The 19,364-nt window shown below is 59.7% G+C and carries 16 protein-coding genes and 1 rRNA gene; 4 read left to right on the forward strand and 13 right to left on the reverse strand.

The features are described 5' to 3' along the window. Window positions 1-9: 9 nt before the first annotated feature. From PRJ_RS00520 to PRJ_RS00530, 3 genes are all read right to left on the reverse strand, one after another. Window positions 10-1,668: a Na/Pi cotransporter family protein gene (locus PRJ_RS00520; RefSeq protein ID WP_104962844.1), complete on the reverse strand. Its 1,659-nt coding sequence runs from the start codon at window positions 1,666-1,668 to the stop codon at window positions 10-12. Between the two features lie 282 nt (window positions 1,669-1,950). After that, window positions 1,951-2,721 carry a TerC family protein gene (locus tag PRJ_RS00525; protein WP_003252940.1) on the reverse strand — a complete coding sequence of 257 codons (771 nt, stop codon included), beginning with the start codon at window positions 2,719-2,721 and terminating at the stop codon, window positions 1,951-1,953. Window positions 2,722-2,790: 69 nt separating this feature from the next. After that, the gene (locus tag PRJ_RS00530) at window positions 2,791-4,098 is read right to left on the reverse strand and encodes a CitMHS family transporter (RefSeq protein WP_010951541.1); all 1,308 of its coding nucleotides are present in this window, start codon (window positions 4,096-4,098) and stop codon (window positions 2,791-2,793) included. Window positions 4,099-4,365: 267 nt separating this feature from the next. On the opposite strand from PRJ_RS00530, the gene PRJ_RS00535 reads away from it, so the two are divergent. Beyond that, on the forward strand, window positions 4,366-4,767 hold the full coding sequence (locus tag PRJ_RS00535) for a GFA family protein (protein ID WP_104960558.1): 402 nt from the start codon (window positions 4,366-4,368) through the stop codon (window positions 4,765-4,767). A gap of 38 nt (window positions 4,768-4,805) precedes the next feature. On the opposite strand, the gene PRJ_RS00540 is transcribed toward PRJ_RS00535, so the two are convergent. From PRJ_RS00540 to PRJ_RS00585, 10 genes are all read right to left on the reverse strand, one after another. After that, complete coding sequence (locus PRJ_RS00540) at window positions 4,806-6,761, reverse strand: DUF4105 domain-containing protein (protein ID WP_104960559.1); 1,956 nt, start codon at window positions 6,759-6,761, stop codon at window positions 4,806-4,808. Continuing rightward, on the reverse strand, window positions 6,758-7,078 hold the full coding sequence (locus tag PRJ_RS00545; RefSeq protein WP_020192357.1) for a DUF2388 domain-containing protein: 321 nt from the start codon (window positions 7,076-7,078) through the stop codon (window positions 6,758-6,760). The genes PRJ_RS00540 and PRJ_RS00545 overlap by 4 nt, the downstream gene beginning before the upstream one ends. A 36-nt stretch (window positions 7,079-7,114) precedes the next feature. Then, a complete protein-coding gene (locus PRJ_RS00550) occupies window positions 7,115-7,408 on the reverse strand; it encodes a DUF2388 domain-containing protein (protein ID WP_010951544.1) in 294 nt (97 codons plus the stop codon). 89 nt (window positions 7,409-7,497) lie between these two features. After that, entirely contained in the window at window positions 7,498-7,815 is a 318-nt protein-coding gene (locus tag PRJ_RS00555) for a DUF2388 domain-containing protein (RefSeq protein ID WP_014589278.1), read from the reverse strand. A 308-nt stretch (window positions 7,816-8,123) separates the two neighbouring features. Next, window positions 8,124-8,339, reverse strand: a complete 216-nt coding sequence (locus PRJ_RS00560) for a DUF1127 domain-containing protein (protein ID WP_003252924.1) — start codon at window positions 8,337-8,339, stop codon at window positions 8,124-8,126. A 373-nt stretch (window positions 8,340-8,712) separates the two neighbouring features. Beyond that, window positions 8,713-10,206 carry an acetyl-CoA hydrolase/transferase family protein gene (locus tag PRJ_RS00565; RefSeq protein ID WP_104960560.1) on the reverse strand — a complete coding sequence of 498 codons (1,494 nt, stop codon included), beginning with the start codon at window positions 10,204-10,206 and terminating at the stop codon, window positions 8,713-8,715. A gap of 186 nt (window positions 10,207-10,392) precedes the next feature. Continuing rightward, window positions 10,393-11,829, reverse strand: a complete 1,437-nt coding sequence (locus PRJ_RS00570) for an NAD(P)(+) transhydrogenase (Re/Si-specific) subunit beta (RefSeq protein ID WP_003252919.1) — start codon at window positions 11,827-11,829, stop codon at window positions 10,393-10,395. A gap of 2 nt (window positions 11,830-11,831) precedes the next feature. Beyond that, window positions 11,832-12,146, reverse strand: coding sequence for an NAD(P) transhydrogenase subunit alpha (locus tag PRJ_RS00575; RefSeq protein WP_003252914.1), 315 nt, complete (start codon window positions 12,144-12,146; stop codon window positions 11,832-11,834). A gap of 11 nt (window positions 12,147-12,157) precedes the next feature. Further along, window positions 12,158-13,279 carry a Re/Si-specific NAD(P)(+) transhydrogenase subunit alpha gene (locus PRJ_RS00580; RefSeq protein WP_020191551.1) on the reverse strand — a complete coding sequence of 374 codons (1,122 nt, stop codon included), beginning with the start codon at window positions 13,277-13,279 and terminating at the stop codon, window positions 12,158-12,160. Between the two features lie 418 nt (window positions 13,280-13,697). Next, the gene (locus PRJ_RS00585; protein ID WP_104960561.1) at window positions 13,698-14,615 is read right to left on the reverse strand and encodes a LysR family transcriptional regulator; all 918 of its coding nucleotides are present in this window, start codon (window positions 14,613-14,615) and stop codon (window positions 13,698-13,700) included. 160 nt (window positions 14,616-14,775) lie between these two features. On the opposite strand from PRJ_RS00585, the gene PRJ_RS00590 reads away from it, so the two are divergent. The 3 genes from PRJ_RS00590 to PRJ_RS00600 all read left to right on the forward strand — a co-directional run bounded on the left by PRJ_RS00590 (window position 14,776) and on the right by PRJ_RS00600 (window position 19,282). Continuing rightward, entirely contained in the window at window positions 14,776-15,957 is a 1,182-nt protein-coding gene (locus PRJ_RS00590) for an acyl-CoA dehydrogenase (RefSeq protein WP_003252907.1), read from the forward strand. A gap of 13 nt (window positions 15,958-15,970) precedes the next feature. Then, complete coding sequence (locus PRJ_RS00595) at window positions 15,971-17,191, forward strand: CaiB/BaiF CoA-transferase family protein (protein WP_104960562.1); 1,221 nt, start codon at window positions 15,971-15,973, stop codon at window positions 17,189-17,191. 554 nt (window positions 17,192-17,745) lie between these two features. Continuing rightward, a 16S ribosomal RNA gene (locus PRJ_RS00600) occupies window positions 17,746-19,282 on the forward strand. The last annotated feature ends 82 nt before the right edge of the window (window positions 19,283-19,364 follow it).

Genomic DNA, 19,364 nt, shown 5'->3' on the forward strand with positions numbered 1-19,364 from the left:
TAGGAGAAATCACGGCAGGCGGGCTTCATCGGGCACACTGTCGAGCATCAGCCCTCCGGTGTCCGAGCCGCCCAGTACCACATAGGCACTGCTACAGAACAAAGAGTTCAACCGCTTCATGTCGGCGATCAGCTCCAAGTGTAGCGAACTGGTCTCGATACTTTGCACGACCTTGCGCTGCAGGCGGCTGACATGGGCGTGGGCGAGGCGCCGTTCCTGGGCCCGGAACCGGCGTTTTTCCCGCAGCAGCAAGCGGGCGCTTTCCGGGTCGGCACTGAGGAACACCGACAGGCCCAGGCGCAGGTTGGCCAGCAATTGCTCCTGCAGGCCGGTCAGCTCTTCCAGGCCTACCTGGGAAAATTCCCGACGCTGGCTGGTTTTCTGCTGCTGGACCTTGCGCAGCATGCGTTCGATCAGGTCGCAGGCGAGTTTGAGGTTAATCGACAGCTCGATGATTTCGGCCCAGCGGCGGTTGTCTTGTTCGCTGAGGTCTTCCCGTGACATCTGCGCCAGGTACAGCTTGATTGCGCTGTACAGGGCTTCGGCGTCTTCGCCCAAGGCGCGAACTTGCTGTGGCATGGCGGTCTGGGTGCCACGCAGGGCTCCAAGCATGGCTTCGAGCAGGCTGTCGACGATGTCCCCCAGGCGCAAAGTCTCGCGGGCGGCGTTGGCCAGGGCCAGGCTGGGCGTTTCCAGGGCCGAGGCGTCAAGGTGGCGCGGGCGCACCTGACCATTGCCGATTTCCCGTTCAGGTAGCAGGGCGTTGCACAGCCGACCCATCGGTTTGACCGTGGGCAGCATGATCAGACAGCGCAGCGTGTTGTAGAGCAGGTGAAAGCCGATGACCAGTTCCTGAGGGCTGAAACTCAGCGAGTCCATCCATGCCACCAGCGGGTGCAGCACAGGGATGATCAGCACCAGGCCGATCAGCTTGTACAGCAGGCTGCCCAAGGCCACCCGGCGCCCGGCGGCGTTCTGCATGCTGGTACTGATGAAGGCCAGCAGCCCGCTGCCGATGTTGGCGCCGACCACCAGCCCGATGGCGACCGGCAGGCTGATCAGTTCGGCGCCGGCCAGTGTCGCTGTGAGCAGAACCGCAGCCAGGCTGGAGTAGGAAATCATGGCGAACATTGCCCCGACCAGAGCGTCGAGCATGATGTCGCCGGTCAGTGAGGCAAACAGCACTTTCACGCCTTGGGCTTGGGTGATCGGCGCAGCTGCCTGCACGATAAGTTCGAGTGCCAGGATGATCAGGCCAAGCCCGATGCCCACCCGGCCCAGTTGGCCGGCCCGTGTCTGCTTGCGCGAAAGGAAGAAGATCACGCCAAGGAAGATCAGCAGCGGCGACAGCCAGGATAGGTCGAAGGTCAGTACCCGGGCCATCAGTGCGGTACCCACGTCGGCACCCAGCATGATCGCCAAGGCCGGGGTCATGGCCATCAGGCCTTGGCCGACGAACGAGGTGACCAGCATGGCCGTAGCGTTGCTGCTTTGAACCATGGCCGTGACCAGAATACCGGCGATGAATGCCAGCGGGCGCTTATCCATGTTCTGGCTGATGATGCGCCGCAGGTTCGAGCCGAATACCCGGAGGATGCCGGTGCGCACAATGTGGGTACCCCAGACCAGAAGCGTCACGGCCGAGAGCAGGTTGAGCAGGGTCAGCATGGCGAAGGCCCCCTGTTGCATAGGCCCATCGGGCCAAGAAAAGAAACGTGAGCATTTGAAGAATTTTCGGTGCTCACTCAAAGCTTTAGTTGTTTTGCCCAGCTGTCGCCAGCTTCGCATGGCAGTCATTTATTTGAAACAGATCTTGAAACGAATGACTGCCCGTGGGGGCTGCTTCGCGGGCAAGCCTCCACAGTGACAACGCGCAGGAAAAAACGCACAGAAAAAAGGCATTAAAAAGGGCCCTGCGAAGGGCCCTTGTTGTGCTGCACTTCCTTGGCCTTATTGACCCGGAATGTCCTTGCGCAGTTTCACCGGTTCATGATCCTTGCCTTCCTTGCGGGCCATGGCGGTGCGCATGCGTATGTTGATGGCTTCCACCCCCAGCGAGAAGGCCATGGCGAAGTAGACATAGCCCTTCGGCACATGCACATCGAACGCTTCAGCGATCAGTACAGTACCGACCACGATCAGGAACGACAGCGCGAGCATCTTCAGCGACGGGTGCTTGTCGATGAAATTGCTGATGGCGCCGGCGCACAGCATCATCACCAGCACGGCCACGACGATGGCGGCGATCATCACTGGTACGTGGGAAACCATGCCCACAGCGGTGATCACCGAGTCCAGCGAGAACACGATGTCGATGATGGCGATCTGGATGATGGTGTAGAAGAACTTGCCACCTGCGCCTTTGGGCTCCTCTGCGTTCTCGTCCTCGCCTTCCAGACCGTGGTAGATCTCTTGCGAGCTCTTCCACAGCAGGAACAGGCCACCGAAGAACAGGATCAGGTCACGCCCGGAGATGCCTTGGCCAAAGACCACGAACAGGTCGGCGGTGAGGCGCATGACCCAGGTAATCGACAGCAGCAGCATGATACGGGTGACCATGGCCAGGGCCAGGCCGAAGATCCGGGTGCGTGGCTGCATGTGCTTGGGCATGCGGCTGACCAGAATCGAGATCATTATGATGTTGTCGATACCGAGGACGATCTCAAGCGCGGTAAGGGTGAAAAAGGCAACCCAGATTTCCGGGCTGGTCAGCCATTCCATGTATTTTCCTTCGAGCGGTAATGGCAACGCGCCCCGGTCAGGGCGCGTCGCGTACGTGATACGGATGTATTAAAGACTACTGAACAGCGGGAAAATCCCCATCAGCAGTGCGCCGAGCATTATGCACAGGCATACCAGCACTGCCCACTTGAGCGTGAAGCGCTGATGATCGCCGAACTCGATACCGGCCAGGGCTACCAGCAGGTAGGTGGAGGGTACCAGCGGGCTGAGCAGGTGTACCGGCTGCCCGACGATCGACGCACGGGCCATTTCCACCGGGGTGATGCCATAGTGGCTGGCGGCTTCGGCCAGCACCGGCAGCACGCCGTAGTAGAACGCATCGTTGGACATGAAGAACGTGAACGGCATGCTCACGATCGCGGTGATTACGGCCAAGTATGGGCCCAGCGCCTCGGGGATGACCGCCAGCAGGCTCTTGGACATGGCGTCGACCATGCCGGTGCCGGACAGGATGCCGGTGAAGATGCCGGCGGCGAAGATCAGCCCGGTCACGGCCAGTACGCTGCCGGCGTGGGCGGCGATGCGGTCTTTCTGCTGTTGCAGGCACGGGTAGTTGACGATCATGGCGATACTGAAGGCAATCATGAACAGCACTGGCAGCGGCAGCAGGCCGGCGATCAGCGCGACCATCAGGGCAGCGGTCAGGGCACCGTTGAAGTACAGCAGCTTGGGCCGGCGTGCGTCCGGGTACTGCGAGACGGTGATTTCGCTGTGGTCGATGTCGTCGGTAGGCAGATGCAGTTCGCCCAGGCGGGCACGCTCACGCTTGCCATACATGTAGGCAATGGCCAGGATCGCCAGTACACCGAACAGCATGGCCGGGATCATCGGCACGAAGATGTCTGACGGGTCTACGTGCAGGGCGCTGGCAGCACGCGCGGTCGGCCCACCCCATGGGGTCATGTTCATCACGCCGCCGGCGAGGATGATCAGGCCGGCCATGATCCGCGGGCTCATGCCCAGGCGGCTGTACATCGGCAGCATGGCGGCGCAGCAGATCATGTAGGTGGTGGCGCCGTCACCGTCGAGCGAGACCACCAGGGCCAGTACAGCGGTGCCGACCGAGACTTTCAGCGGATCGCCCTTGACCAGCTTGAGGATCTTGCGAACGGCCGGGTCGAACAGGCCGGAATCGATCATCAGGGCGAAATAGAGGATGGCGAACATCAGCATCACGCCGGTAGGTGCGAGCTTGCTGATGCCCTCTAGCATCATGGGGCCGATCTTGGCGGAAAAACCACCGAACAGGGCGAACAGGATCGGTACCAGAATCAGCGCGATCAAGGCCGAAAGGCGCTTGGTCATGATCAGGTACATGAACGTGATGACCATGGCAAAGCCGAGGAAGGTCAGCATGGCAATACTCCAGGCGTGGCGCGGCGAAAGGACAGTCGATTCGGGCGTATCAGCGCGTAGGGCGCTGTGCGGGGAGCATGCGGAGGGGGACTACGAAAAGGCGGGCACAGGAAGACATCAGAATCACCATTGTTGTTGTTGATTGGGCCGGGCGCGGTATTGACCGGGTGCCCTGGCTGACCGGTCTTGTGCCGGTAGTGGGCGCTATCCTAAAAGGGCAAGCTTTCAGCCAGCTTTCGCTGAAGCAAAGGTGACGAGAGGTAGGTGATGCAGGATGTAACCGAAGGTGGCTGCCATTGTGGAGCCCTGCGTTATCGGCTGGAGGGCAACCTGACGGACATTGCCCACTGCCATTGTTCGATCTGCAGGCGGGTCAGCGGTGGACTGGTGGTCACCTGGCTTACCCTGCCCCGTTCTGGGTTCCAGTGGTTAAGGGGCGAGCCGAGCTGCTATGTGGCGCCTGCCAGTTGCAGCCGCTACTTCTGTGGGCAGTGTGGGGCGCATGTGGCGCTGGTGACCACGCATAGCCCGCAGACGATCGATGTGACGGTGGCGACGCTGGATCACCCTGAGCGGGTACGAGCCAACCGACATATCTGGGCAGGCAGCCGGTTGGCTTGGCTGCATCTGGATGAGGATTTGCCCTCGGAAGATGAGGAGCGCCTGTAGGCGCGGGCTCGCCCGCGAAAGGGCCAGCCCTTCATACATCACAACTGCAGGCCACCAGCAGCCTTGTGCAACGCTCGCAAGTGCTCGCCGATCTGCTTCACGTTTGCCTCGACCGCTGCAATTTCCTTGGCTCGCGACGGCTCCAGCAGCGCCCTCACCTCTTTGTCCAGGCTTGTGCTCAAGCGCAACAGCTGTGCCTGGCGCTCTCTGCTCACCTGCTCCAGGTGCTTGCGCTCTTCTGGCTGCGGCAGCCCGTAGCCTTTGGAATCGAGCAACTCTGCCGGGCGGCTGAGAAAACCGCTGTTGGCAAGCATTTGCTTGAGCGTGGCATCGGCTTTGTTGATGCTGCCATCCTTCAAGGCTGCGGCATTCAGGTAACGCTGCTTGACCTCGTCCTGGGCCAGCAGAAGCTGCCGGCGCAGGCTGGCCTGCTCAAGCAGAAGCAGTGCCGCACTGGTGCGCAGGTCAGCCTTGGCGAACCAGCTACGGCGCTGCTCGGCATTGAGGGCCAGCCAGTCTTCAACCAGAGCTTGCTTGATTGGCAACTGCTTTCTCAGCACCTCGAACATGGCCTGGTACCGGTCGCGGTAAGAATCGAAGCGGTAGCCCAGGCGTAACGCTTCGCGCGGGTTATCAAGCACGCTGGTATCTGCCAGCCCCCTGCCCTTGAGCACTGCCAGCAAACCGTTGGGCATGATGCTGTCCAGGTCGTTGAGGCGTGGATTGGCGGTGCCGCTGCGCAGCAGCTTCAACGACTCCACGGCACAGTTGTTGGACAGGAACCAGTAGTTGCCGTCATAGCTCCAGTGCATCTCGGCGGCCTGGCGCACCAGGTTCTCGATTTCGTCGCGGCTGAGCTTCAAGGGCACCGAGGCCAGGCTGCGCAGCTCGGTCTTGGTGTATTCGTCGATCACCTGGCCCAGCGGCAGCACGAATAGCCGCGACGGGTAGTTGCCGACCAGGCCGTCCCAGCTGGACAGTTGCACGTCGTTGACGAAGGCGCGGTACGACAGCACCAGGCTTTGATCGAGGTCCAGGCGGCAGTCTGGTCCGCGTGGGCGGCCCGGCTTGCAGATCACCAGGCGCAGCATGCTGTGCCCCCAGCGGCTGACCAGGTTCTGATTGGCTTCAGCCAGCAGATAGTCCACTTCGTAGACCCTTTCCGGGTCTATTTCACCTAGGGGCTGGCGGGCGAAGTCGCTGCCGGCATTGATGAATGGCAGGCCCTTGGCACAGGTGTCCTGTTGGGGTGCCCAGCCGAAGTGTTCGCGAAGGTACTGATACAGCGCCGGGCGACGGCAGCTGTAGCTCGGGTCGAGGAGGAAATACTCCATGTTGACCGCGATGTATTCCTTGGGGCTGCTCAACTCATAGCTGTCGGGGCTGCGCACGAATTGGCCATTGTGCTGTTCGCGCTCGCCTCGTCGGCCCACGTACTGCTGCCACCCGGCCAGGTCGAGCAGGCGTGGGTCGTCGCTCAGGGTGAAGCGGCGCTCGGCCTGCCCGCGGCATTCTTCCGGCAGGCCGACCTTGCCCAGCGTGCCTTGCTGGCGTTTGCAGCGTGCAATCAGCGCATTTTCGGCGCTGGGCCACAGGCGGGCACGGTCGTAGAGATGGGTGAGCTCGTGCAGCACGGTGGCCAGCAGCTCTTCACGCACCGTGCCATGTGGGCGGTCGGTGCGCTTAGCGGCGGCGCTGCCATCGGCGAGGCTGGGCAGCAAGCGGCGGTTGAGCTCGAGGGTGGATATCAGTGATGCCTGCCCATAGGCGTCGGCAGGCATGTTGTCGCTCCAGCTGACCCGCACGCGGCGGTCCAGCTGTTGCTTGAAGCGCGGTGGCAGCTTGCCCATGGCCTCGTCGAGCAGGGCTTGGGAGGCTTTTGTTTGTTGTGGGTCGAGGCCGGACGCCTGCAGCTCAAGCTGCAGGTCGGCCAAGGCGGGCGTGCCGAGCAGCGTCAGGGCGCAGCCAAGCAGCCAGGCACGCACGCGCTTCACAGTGCGAGTATGGCTTCAGCCAATACCTGGTCGCTGGCGCCGCGCGCTTCCGGTACTCGCTCGCGCAGGGTACTGAAGGCCGCCTCGAGTTGGACGCCGCGGATGTCACCGTTGCTGGCGACGAAGCTTGCAGCGTCGTCGTGGGCTTCGCGCACCACTTTGGAGTCGCGGATCGAGGTGGTGGTGTCTGAGGTGAAGTCGATCGAGCGGCCAAAGGCACGCACGATGATGTTGCTGGTGGCCACCAGGGTCTGTGCCTGGGCCAGGTCGGCCAGCAGCAGCATGCCGAGGGAAGCGGCAATCAGCGGTTTGCGCATGGAGCATCTCCGAAAAATACAGGGAGTCAGATGTAGTTATTGGACGAGAATTGCCTGCGCCAGTTCCAGATCGCCGACGGCGTGCCGTGCGCAATTGTGGCGTAATGATTCCAGGGCGGCTTCCAGGCGCGCACCACGGATCAGCCCGTCGCTGGCAACGAATGCGGCGGCATCGTCGCGGGCCTGTGTAAGCAGTTTGCGATCGAATGGTGCGACTGTGACCTGGCTGGTGACATAGCCGGTGATGACCAGGCTTTGTGTGGTGGTATCCATGGCATGGGCGCTGGCCATGCCTGCGGCGGCGAACAGCAATGGCAACAGATAACGCATGAGCTTTCTTGAAGGCTGGAAAAATGAACGGCGAAGCCTACCTCAGGTGCGAGGGCCGAAGCCAACGCACCTGTTGTGCATGGCGCGTATCAGAGTGCCAGGATGGCCTGGGCCAGCTGTGCATCGCTGGCTTGCAGGGCCGGCATGTTCGAACGGATGTGCACAAAGGCGCTTTCCAGTCGGGCGCCGCGGATAGCGCCCTGAGTGCCGACGAAGCTGGCTGCGTCATCGCGGGCTGCCTGGACAATCTTGTCGTCGCGGAAGGAAGAGCTCACGTCGGATGTGGCGTCGGTGGAGGCAGCAACGGCGCCCACTACCGCGTCGGTGGTGACAACGAAACTGGTGGCATTGGCAGTGCCAGCCAGGCCAAGCAGCAGGGCGGCGCCAAGCAGGTGTTTACGGTTCATGATGTGGACTCCTGGGTAGGTCAGGTTGGTTCTGCTGTATCGGACGTTTGCAGGGCTCGTCACGGTACGTTTTCATCAACGGGTTCTAGCAGACGGTTAGGCCAAGCGTATCACGCAGTGCTGCGTAGAGATGACAACGACTGCTGTGCCAGACAACTGTTAAGGCGAATTTTCATTTTTGTAAAACTGTACTGGTCGCAATCTGAAGCACGCGACTGCGCGTCTCTCGGGCAATAAAAAACCCGCTGCAGTCACCTGCAACGGGTTTGAGGAATTCACGGTGCCGGCGAAGCCGGCAAGCCGGGAGCTTAGCGCCAGAAAGGCTTGCTCAGCTCTTCGTAACGCTGCGACTCGCTGATACCGGCGTCTGCCAGCAGGCGGGAGTCCAGGCGAGCCAGTTGACGACGGCTGGTCATACGGCGCTGCCACAGCAGCAGGGTCGACAATGCGCGCAGTGGCAGCGAAGTGTTGGATTGCTGGGCGTTGCTTTCAAAAACCAGACCGGAACTGAGGGTACGTTCCATGATGCTTCATCCTTCCGCTTATGGCGGCATTAGGTAGTGATTTAACTGATGCCAATGATCCTCCTCTGTCGTCCATAACAGTAGATACAGTTCGGTTGAAAGACGATGGCTCAGTTAACTGTGTAACCCTACTGTTGCACTCGAAATAGGCGTAACTGTACTGGTCCGCACTTATTTGGTGCGTTTTGATTCGAAGAAGGGGATTTGTCAGTCGGGAAGGTCTGAAAGAACCAGTACAGTAGTACAGATTATTCTACTAGTAGAGGAGTGGCGTAGTGATAGAAGGGTTTGACTGTTATGGCCCATTCGCGGGCAAGCCCGCGAAGAGGCCGGAACAGCGGAAGCAGGGCCGCCGTTCCGTACCACATCTGGATCAGCTGGCCAGCATGCGCCCGGTTTCTTCCAGGTTTTCGTGCCAGCTCAGGGCTTCACGCAGGATGTGCGGGGTATGGCCGCCACGCTGGCAGGCGCGGTCGAAGTAGTCGTTCAGCGCAGCGCGGTAGTCTGGGTGCACACAGTTGTCGATAATCGCTCGCGCCCGTTCGCGCGGCGCCAGGCCACGCAGGTCCGCCAAGCCCTGCTCGGTGACCAGGATGTCCACGTCGTGCTCGGTGTGGTCGACATGGCTGACCATTGGCACCACGCTGGAAATCGCCCCGCCTTTGGCAATCGACTTGGTGACGAACACCGCCAGGTGGGCGTTACGGGCGAAGTCGCCGGAGCCACCGATGCCGTTCATCATCCTGGTGCCACAGACGTGGGTGGAGTTGACGTTGCCGTAGATATCGAACTCCAGTGCGGTGTTGATACCGATGATGCCCAGGCGACGTACCACTTCCGGGTGGTTGGAGATTTCCTGCGGGCGTAGCACCAGCTTGTCCTTGTAGCGCTCCAGGTTGCCGAACACATCGGCATTGCGGCGCGTCGACAGGGTGATCGAGCTGCCGGATGCGAAGCTAAGCTTGCCGGCGTCGATCAGGTCGAAGGTGGAGTCCTGCAGCACTTCGGAGTACATGGTCAGGTCTTCGAACGGCGACTCGATCAGGCCGCACATCACCGCATTGGCAATGCTGCCAATGCCGGCTTGCAGTGGGCCGAGCTTGTTGGTCATACGGCCTGCATCCACTTCCTTCTTGAGGAAGTTGATCAGGTGGTTGGCGATGCCCTGTGTTTCATCATCTGGCGGCAGCACAGTGGACGGCGAGTCCGGCTGGTCGCTGATGACGATACCGACGATCTTGGCCGGATCGATCGGGATCGCGGTGCTGCCGATACGGTCGTCCACCTTTACCAGCGGGATTGGCGTGCGAGTCGGGCGGTAGGTTGGGATATAGATGTCGTGCAGGCCTTCGAGGTTGGTGTTGTGCGAGAGGTTGATCTCCACAATCACCTGCTTGGCGAAGATCGCGAAGCTGGCCGAGTTGCCCACCGAAGTGGTTGGCACGATGTGGCCTTGCTCGGTGATGGCCACGGCTTCGATGACCGCGATGTCCGGCAGCTTCAGCTGCTGGTTGCGCAGTTGCTCGACGGTTTCCGACAGGTGCTGGTCAATGAACATCACCTGGCCGTCATTGATGGCTTTGCGCAGGGTGCTGTCGACCTGGAACGGCATGCGGCGGGCCAACACACCGGCCTCGGTCAGTTGTTTGTCCAGGTCATTGCCCAGGCTGGCGCCGGTCATCAGGCTGATTTTCAGTGGCGATTGCTTGGCACGTTCGGCCAGTGCATGCGGTACGGCCTTGGCTTCGCCGGCGCGGGTGAAGCCGCTCATGCCGACAGTCATGCCGTCCTCGATCAGACCAGCGGCATCAGCCGCACTCATTACCTTGCTGTGCAGGGAGGACAAGCGGATACGATCACGGTACATGGATTGTTATCTCGGGCTACTGAAACTACTGCAGCGCAGTCTAGAGATTTCGCCCATTGCCGTCCCACGACCATGGTCGTATGAGAAGCCTTGTATTTGAGCCGTTGATCCGGATCAATAAAAGAAAAGCCCCGGCAGATTCTGACCGGGGCTTCCTTTATATCAGCTGGTTTGCAGCGGCTGGTGTCACTCCACCGCCTTGACCATGTCCTCGATGACCTTCTTGGCGTCACCGAACACCATCATGGTCTTGTCCAGATAGAACAGTTCGTTGTCCAGGCCGGCATAGCCGCTGGCCATCGAGCGTTTGTTGACGATGATGGTCTTGGCCTTGAACGCTTCGAGGATCGGCATGCCGGCGATTGGCGACTTGGGATCGTTCTTCGCCGCCGGGTTGACCACGTCGTTGGCGCCCAGCACCAGCACCACGTCGGCCTGGCCGAACTCGGCGTTGATGTCTTCCATTTCGAATACCTGATCGTACGGCACTTCAGCCTCGGCCAGCAGTACGTTCATGTGCCCGGGCATACGGCCCGCCACCGGGTGAATCGCATACTTCACGGTCACGCCGTTGTGGGTCAGCTTCTCGGTCAGCTCTTTCAGCGCGTGTTGTGCGCGGGCTACCGCCAGGCCGTAGCCCGGAACGATGATCACGCTGTCGGCGTTGCTGAGCAGGAAGGTGGCATCGTCAGCCGAACCGGACTTCACCGGCCGCTGTTCTTGCGAACCTTGCGCCGCGCCAGTGTCGGTATCGCCACCGAAGCCGCCAAGGATGACGTTGAAGAACGAACGGTTCATCGCCTTGCACATGATGTACGAGAGGATGGCACCGGACGAACCTACCAGGGAACCGGCGATGATCAGCATCGAGTTGTTCAGCGAGAAGCCGATGCCGGCCGCTGCCCAGCCCGAGTAGCTGTTGAGCATCGACACCACCACTGGCATGTCGGCGCCGCCGATCGGAATAATGATCAGCACACCCATGATGAAGGCCAGGACCAGCATCAGGGTGAAGGCACTGTAGTGGCCAGTGAAAGTGAACAGCAGGCCCAGGGCGATGGTGGTCAGGCCAAGGATCAGGTTCAGTTTGTGCTGGCCAGCGAACTGTACCGGTGCGCCCTGGAACAGTCGGAACTTGTACTTGCCCGACAGCTTGCCAAAGGCGATCACCGAACCGGAGAAGGTAATGGCACCAATGGCGGCGCCGAGGAACAGTTCCAGGCGGTTACCGGTGGGGATCGGGTCGCTGATGGCAGCCACAATGCCCATCGACTGCGGCTCCAGTACGGCGGCGATGGCGATGAATACCGCGGCCAGGCCGATCATGCTGTGCATGAAGGCGACCAGTTCGGGCATCTTGGTCATTTCGACGCGCTTGGCCATGATCGAACCGGCGGTGCCACCGACCAGCAGGCCGACGATGACATAGCCGATACCGGCAGTGGCAAGTTCAGCCCCGAGCTTATAAATGAGGCCAACCGTAGTGAGGATGGCGAGCCCCATACCGATCATGCCGAACAGATTGCCGCGCCGCGAGGTGGTCGGGTGCGACAGGCCCTTGAGCGCCTGGATGAAGCACACCGAGGCGACGAGGTAGAGGAGCGTTACCAGATTCATGCTCATGCTTACTTCTTCGCCTCGTTCTTGGTTTTCTTCTTGAACATCTCAAGCATGCGGCGGGTGACCAGGAAGCCACCGAACACGTTGACTGCGGCAAGGGCCACGGCCAGGGTGCCCATCAGCTTGCCAGCTGGGGTCACGGTCAGGGCCGCGGCCAGCATGGCGCCGACGATGACGATTGCCGAGATGGCATTGGTGACCGCCATCAGTGGGGTGTGCAGCGCCGGGGTGACGTTCCACACCACGTGGTAGCCCACATAGATGGCCAGCACGAAAATGATCAGGTTATAGATGCCGTGGGAAATCAGCATGTCTTCCATTGTCGTGCTCCTTAGCCGTTTTTGCGGACGACCTGACCATCACGGCACATCAGGCAGGCCGCGACGATGTCGTCTTCGAGGTTGATGATCAGCGCGCCATCCTTGTCGAACAGCAGCTTCATGAAGTCCAGCAGGTTGCGTGCATACAGTGCCGAGGCATCGGCACTCACCTGGGCCGGCAGGTTGGTCGGGCCGACGATGATCACGCCGTTTTCCTGCACCACCTGGTCTGCGACGGTCAGCGGGCAGTTGCCGCCTTGGGCTGCAGCCAGGTCGATGACCACCGAGCCGGGCTTCATCTGCGCCACGGTTTCGGCGCTTAGCAGGGTCGGCGCCTTGCGCCCGGGGATCAGCGCGGTGGTGATGACGATATCCGCCTGCTTGGCGCGCTCGTGCACGGCCTGCGCCTGGCGCTGCATCCAACTGGCCGGCATTGGTCGGGCATAGCCGCCAACACCTTCGGCGCATTCTCGCTCCTCGTCGGTCTCGTATGGCACGTCGATGAATTTTGCACCCAGTGATTCGATCTGCTCTTTCACTGCCGGGCGAACGTCGGATGCTTCGATCACTGCACCCAGGCGCTTGGCTGTGGCGATGGCCTGCAAGCCGGCAACGCCGGCGCCCAGTACCAGCACGCGTGCGGCCTTAACGGTACCGGCAGCGGTCATCAGCATTGGCATGAAGCGTGGGTAGTGATGGGCTGCCAGCAACACGGCCTTGTAGCCGGCGATGTTGGCCTGCGACGACAGCACGTCCAGGCTCTGCGCCCGCGAGGTTCGCGGCGCGGCTTCCAGGGCGAAGGCGGTAATGCCGCGTTCGGCCATCTTGCCGATCAGTTCACCGTTGAAGGGGTTGAGCATGCCCACCAGAAGGCTGCCGCTGTTGATCAGGGCCAGTTCCTGGTCGTTGGGGGCGACCACTTTGAGTACCAATTGGGCGCCGTAGGCATCGGCGGCGCTCCCAAGGGAAGCACCCACGGCTTCATAGGCACTGTCCGGAATGGCGGCGTTGAGCCCTGCCCCCCGTTGAACGGTGACCTGATGGCCCTGGCCAATCAGTTTCTTGATGGTTTCGGGGGTCGCAGCGACCCTTGTCTCACCGGTCTGCGTCTCGAGAGGAACACCAATGTGCACGACTATTTCTCCTGCGGTGACCTTTTGTCTTTGTAGAAGCCAACACACTTCGGATGGTGCGCTGGGGCGGCTGTGGAGCGCCAACCCGCCGGATCCCGGGCGGGGCGAAGCATTTTGCAGACGAACCCGAAGGCCTTCAACCGGTTCTGGAGCGAAACGAAGTCAAAACTACAAGTCACCCTGTGACCGCTTGTCGCAGCAATAGGGTTGCAGCCCGTCAAACATGCGCCATTGGCAGATTAGGAGAAAAAATCAAAAAAAAGCGGCCAATTCGCTTACGACTAGTTGGATGTCGCAAAATAACCCGCAAAGCCGCGTACTGAGCACGGTTAAAGGGTGTTTTTGTGCTTGCGTTACAGTTTGCGAATATGCGACATATACATACATCTGTAGGTGTTTAAAATAATTGACTACAGGGTCAATTTGTCGCGTTTGTCCCTGAGCTATTTATGTAGGCCTGAGCCTGGCTTACCAGCCAGTCGCGGAAGGCGCGTAGCGACGCCGACTCCACCTTGCGCTCTGGAATCATCAGATAGTAGGCCTTGTCGCTACTCAGGGCATGCCTGTTAGCGACCACCAGCCTTCCCTCCTCCAACTCCCGCTGGATCAGGAACGGTGGTATCAGGGCAATGCCCATATCGTGCATGGCCGCCTGGGCGAGCATCGAGAATAGTTCATAGCGCGGGCCTGTCATGTCGCGCTCCACATTCATGCCCACACTGCCGAACCATTGCCGCCAGGCATACGGGCGCGTGCTCTGCTGCAGCAGTGGTAGCTGCGCGATGTGGCGTGCCTCGAGCATGCCTTGGCCGTTCAGCAGCGCCGGGCTGCACACAGGTACCGGGTTTTCACCCATCAGTTGGTGCGATTGGGTGCCTGACCAGTCCGCATCACCAAAATAGATGGCGGCATCGAAGGTAGTGTCGGCAAACAAGAATGGCCGGGTGCGGTTGGTGAGGTTGACTGTGACCTCCGGATGGCGCTGCTGGAAGTCCTTGAGCCGTGGTAGCAGCCATTGAGTGCCAAACGTCGGAACTACCGCCAGCTCGATCACATTGGCGCCTTGCTGGCGCATCACCGACAAGGTATCGCGCTCCACGGCGTCCAGTTGGGCCGCCACCTGGCGACTGTAGGACAGGCCGGCTTCGGTCAGCCTTACGCCGCGGCGCGAGCGACGGAACAGTTCCACATTAAGGAAGGCCTCCAGGCCACCGATCTGCCGACAGACGGCACCCTGGGTCAGCGCGAGTTCCTGGGCAGCCTTGGTAAAGCTCTCGTTACGGGCTGCCGCCTCGAAGCAAATCAGGGCGGCGGTACTGGGGATCTTGCGGCGCATGTACGTCAACCTCACTTGTAAGGCTGTCAATAAGGCGTTTTGCCGATTTACGGAGTGACAAAATATCACTAATCGGTGCGCAATCCTCGTTTGTCCCCGCAGCCGATCAGGCCTAGGCTCAAAGGCACAAGAAACTGACCCCTATTTCGAGGATTCGCTCATGGCCGGTAAAGCAAGCTTCAACTGGATCGACCCGTTGCTGCTGGATCAGCAACTCACTGAAGAAGAGCGCATGGTGCGTGACAGCGCTTATCAGTTCGCCCAGGACAAGCTGGCGCCGCGTGTGCTCGAGGCCTTCCGCCACGAGCAGACCGATCCGGCGATCTTCCGCGAGATGGGTGAAGTCGGCCTGTTGGGTGCAACCATCCCCGAGCAATACGGTGGCAGCGGCCTGAACTATGTGTGCTACGGCCTTATTGCTCGCGAAGTGGAACGTATCGACTCGGGTTATCGCTCGATGATGAGTGTGCAGTCGTCGCTGGTGATGGTGCCGATCAACGAATTTGGCACCGAAGCTCAAAAGCAGAAGTACCTCCCCAAGCTGGCCAGTGGCGAGTGGATCGGTTGCTTCGGTTTGACCGAGCCTAACCATGGCTCCGATCCTGGCTCGATGATTACCCGGGCGAGAAAGGTCGACGGTGGCTACCGGCTGACCGGCAGCAAGATGTGGATCACCAACAGCCCCATCGCCGATGTGTTCGTGGTGTGGGCCAAGGATGATGCGGGCGATATCCGTGGCTTTGTACTGGAAAAAGGCTGGCAAGGCCTGAGTGCCCCGGCAATTCATGGCAAGGTTGGCCTGCGCGCCTCGATCACTGGCGAAATCGTCATGGACAATGTGTTCGTGCCAGAAGAGAACATCTTCCCGGACGTGCGTGGCCTCAAGGGCCCGTTCACCTGCCTGAATTCGGCTCGCTATGGTATTTCGTGGGGTGCGCTGGGTGCCGCTGAAGCCTGCTGGCACACCGCCCGCCAATACACCCTGGACCGTCAGCAGTTTGGTCGTCCACTGGCCGCCAACCAGTTGATACAGAAGAAGCTTGCCGACATGCAGACAGAAATCACCCTGGCGCTGCAGGGCTGCCTGCGTCTGGGGCGCATGAAGGATGAAGGGACGGCTGCGGTGGAAATCACCTCCATCATGAAGCGCAATTCCTGCGGCAAGGCGCTGGATATCGCCCGTATGGCGCGTGACATGCTGGGCGGCAATGGCATCTCCGACGAGTTTGGTGTGGCCCGCCACCTGGTTAACCTGGAGGTGGTCAACACCTATGAAGGTACCCACGACGTGCATGCACTTATCCTGGGGCGTGCGCAGACTGGTATCCAGGCGTTCTATTAATAAGGAGCAAGCCATGGGCGCGCTATCACATCTGCGGGTGCTAGACCTTTCGCGCGTGTTGGCCGGCCCATGGTCTGGTCAGATTCTGGCTGACCTTGGCGCCGACGTGATCAAGGTCGAGCGCCCAGGCAGTGGCGACGATACCCGCTCATGGGGGCCGCCTTTCCTCAAGGATGTTGAAGGTGAGGATACCAATGAGGCGGCTTACTACCTGTCGGCCAACCGCAACAAGCGCTCAGTGACCATCGACTTTACCCAGCCGGAGGGGCAACGGCTGGTGCGGGAACTGGCGGCGAAGTGCGACATCGTCATAGAGAACTTCAAGGTAGGTGGGCTGGCTGCCTATGGCCTGGACTATCAGAGCCTGAAGGCGATCAACCCGCAGCTTATCTATTGCTCCATTACCGGCTTCGGTCAGACCGGGCCCTATGCCAAGCGTGCTGGCTATGACTTCATGATCCAGGGGTTGGGTGGGCTGATGAGCCTGACCGGTCGTCCGGAGGGTGAAGAAGGCGCAGGGCCGGTCAAGGTGGGTGTGGCGCTTACCGATATTCTGACCGGGTTGTATTCCACGGTCGCCATGCTGGCTGCCCTCGCCCACCGGGATCAGACAGGGGTCGGCCAGCATGTCGACATGGCATTGCTCGATGTGCAGGTGGCCTGTCTGGCGAACCAGGCGATGAACTACCTGACCACGGGCACCCCTCCCCGTCGGCTGGGTAATGCGCATCCTAATATAGTCCCTTACCAGGACTTTCCGACGGCAGATGGCGATTTCATTCTTACCGTCGGTAATGACAGCCAGTTCCGCAAGTTCGCTGAGGTGGCCGGGCAGCCGCAATGGGCGGAGGACCCTCGGTTCGTTACCAATAAGCTGCGGGTCGCCAACCGGGCTGAGCTGATACCTTTGATTCGCCAGGCTACGGTGTTCAAGACCACGGCTGAGTGGGTGGCCCAGTTGGAGGCTGCAGGAGTGCCATGTGGGCCTATCAATAACCTGGCGCAGATGTTCCAGGACCCCCAGGTGCTGGCGCGCGGGTTGGCGTTGAATATCCCGCATCCATTGGCGGGTAGTGTGCCGCAAGTTGCGAGCCCGATACGGTTGTCGGAGACGCCAGTGGAGTATCGCCGGGCGCCACCACTGCTGGGCGAGCATACCGAAGTGGTGCTGGGGGAAGTGTTGGGGCTGGATGCTGGCGAGGTACAGCGTCTGCGTGATGCTGGGGTGCTCTAGATGAAAAGCGGGGAGGCCGTCAGGCCTCCCCGCTTTGCTTTTCAGCGCTATCAAAGTTTATTGAAATTAAAGGTTGACGCCCTCTCGAATCCCCTTATAATGCGCCCCACTTCCAGCGACATCGGAACGAAAAACTCCTTGGGATTCAATGAGTTAAGTAGTGAAAGCAAAAGCTGAAAGGGCTACGATCAAATGATCGCCAGCGGTTGAGATGATGGTTGACAGCGCTTCCAAGTGCTGTATGATTCGCCTCCCGCTACGAGAGATCGCAGCGAGCCAAGTGTTTGAAGCTAAACGAGTTTCTCGCAAAAAACTTCAAAATAAACGCTTGACAGGATCTGAGGAAAGCGTAGAATGCGCGCCTCGGTTGAGACGAAAAGCTCTTAACCAAACGCTCTTTAACAAATCGAATCAAGCAATTCGTGTGGGTGCTTGTGAGTATGGACTGATAGTCAAAAAGATTATCAGCATCACAAGTGACCATGCGAGAAATCACATAGTCATTTGAGATTGCTGAGCCAAGTTTAGGGTTTCTTAAAAACCCAAGCAGTATTGAACTGAAGAGTTTGATCATGGCTCAGATTGAACGCTGGCGGCAGGCCTAACACATGCAAGTCGAGCGGATGACGGGAGCTTGCTCCTTGATTCAGCGGCGGACGGGTGAGTAATGCCTAGGAATCTGCCTGGTAGTGGGGGACAACGTTTCGAAAGGAACGCTAATACCGCATACGTCCTACGGGAGAAAGCAGGGGACCTTCGGGCCTTGCGCTATCAGATGAGCCTAGGTCGGATTAGCTAGTTGGTGGGGTAATGGCTCACCAAGGCGACGATCCGTAACTGGTCTGAGAGGATGATCAGTCACACTGGAACTGAGACACGGTCCAGACTCCTACGGGAGGCAGCAGTGGGGAATATTGGACAATGGGCGAAAGCCTGATCCAGCCATGCCGCGTGTGTGAAGAAGGTCTTCGGATTGTAAAGCACTTTAAGTTGGGAGGAAGGGCAGTAAGTTAATACCTTGCTGTTTTGACGTTACCGACAGAATAAGCACCGGCTAACTCTGTGCCAGCAGCCGCGGTAATACAGAGGGTGCAAGCGTTAATCGGAATTACTGGGCGTAAAGCGCGCGTAGGTGGTTTGTTAAGTTGGATGTGAAAGCCCCGGGCTCAACCTGGGAACTGCATCCAAAACTGGCAAGCTAGAGTACGGTAGAGGGTGGTGGAATTTCCTGTGTAGCGGTGAAATGCGTAGATATAGGAAGGAACACCAGTGGCGAAGGCGACCACCTGGACTGATACTGACACTGAGGTGCGAAAGCGTGGGGAGCAAACAGGATTAGATACCCTGGTAGTCCACGCCGTAAACGATGTCAACTAGCCGTTGGAATCCTTGAGATTTTAGTGGCGCAGCTAACGCATTAAGTTGACCGCCTGGGGAGTACGGCCGCAAGGTTAAAACTCAAATGAATTGACGGGGGCCCGCACAAGCGGTGGAGCATGTGGTTTAATTCGAAGCAACGCGAAGAACCTTACCAGGCCTTGACATGCAGAGAACTTTCCAGAGATGGATTGGTGCCTTCGGGAACTCTGACACAGGTGCTGCATGGCTGTCGTCAGCTCGTGTCGTGAGATGTTGGGTTAAGTCCCGTAACGAGCGCAACCCTTGTCCTTAGTTACCAGCACGTTATGGTGGGCACTCTAAGGAGACTGCCGGTGACAAACCGGAGGAAGGTGGGGATGACGTCAAGTCATCATGGCCCTTACGGCCTGGGCTACACACGTGCTACAATGGTCGGTACAGAGGGTTGCCAAGCCGCGAGGTGGAGCTAATCTCACAAAACCGATCGTAGTCCGGATCGCAGTCTGCAACTCGACTGCGTGAAGTCGGAATCGCTAGTAATCGCGAATCAGAATGTCGCGGTGAATACGTTCCCGGGCCTTGTACACACCGCCCGTCACACCATGGGAGTGGGTTGCACCAGAAGTAGCTAGTCTAACCTTCGGGAGGACGGTTACCACGGTGTGATTCATGACTGGGGTGAAGTCGTAACAAGGTAGCCGTAGGGGAACCTGCGGCTGGATCACCTCCTTAATCGACGACATCAGCTGCTGATGAGCTCCCACACGAATTGCTTGATTCATTGTCGAAGACGTTTTCCCTGGTCAGAACCTGG

The organism is Pseudomonas sp. XWY-1 (genome assembly GCF_002953115.1).
Classification (GTDB): Bacteria; Pseudomonadota; Gammaproteobacteria; order Pseudomonadales; family Pseudomonadaceae; genus Aquipseudomonas; species Aquipseudomonas alloputida.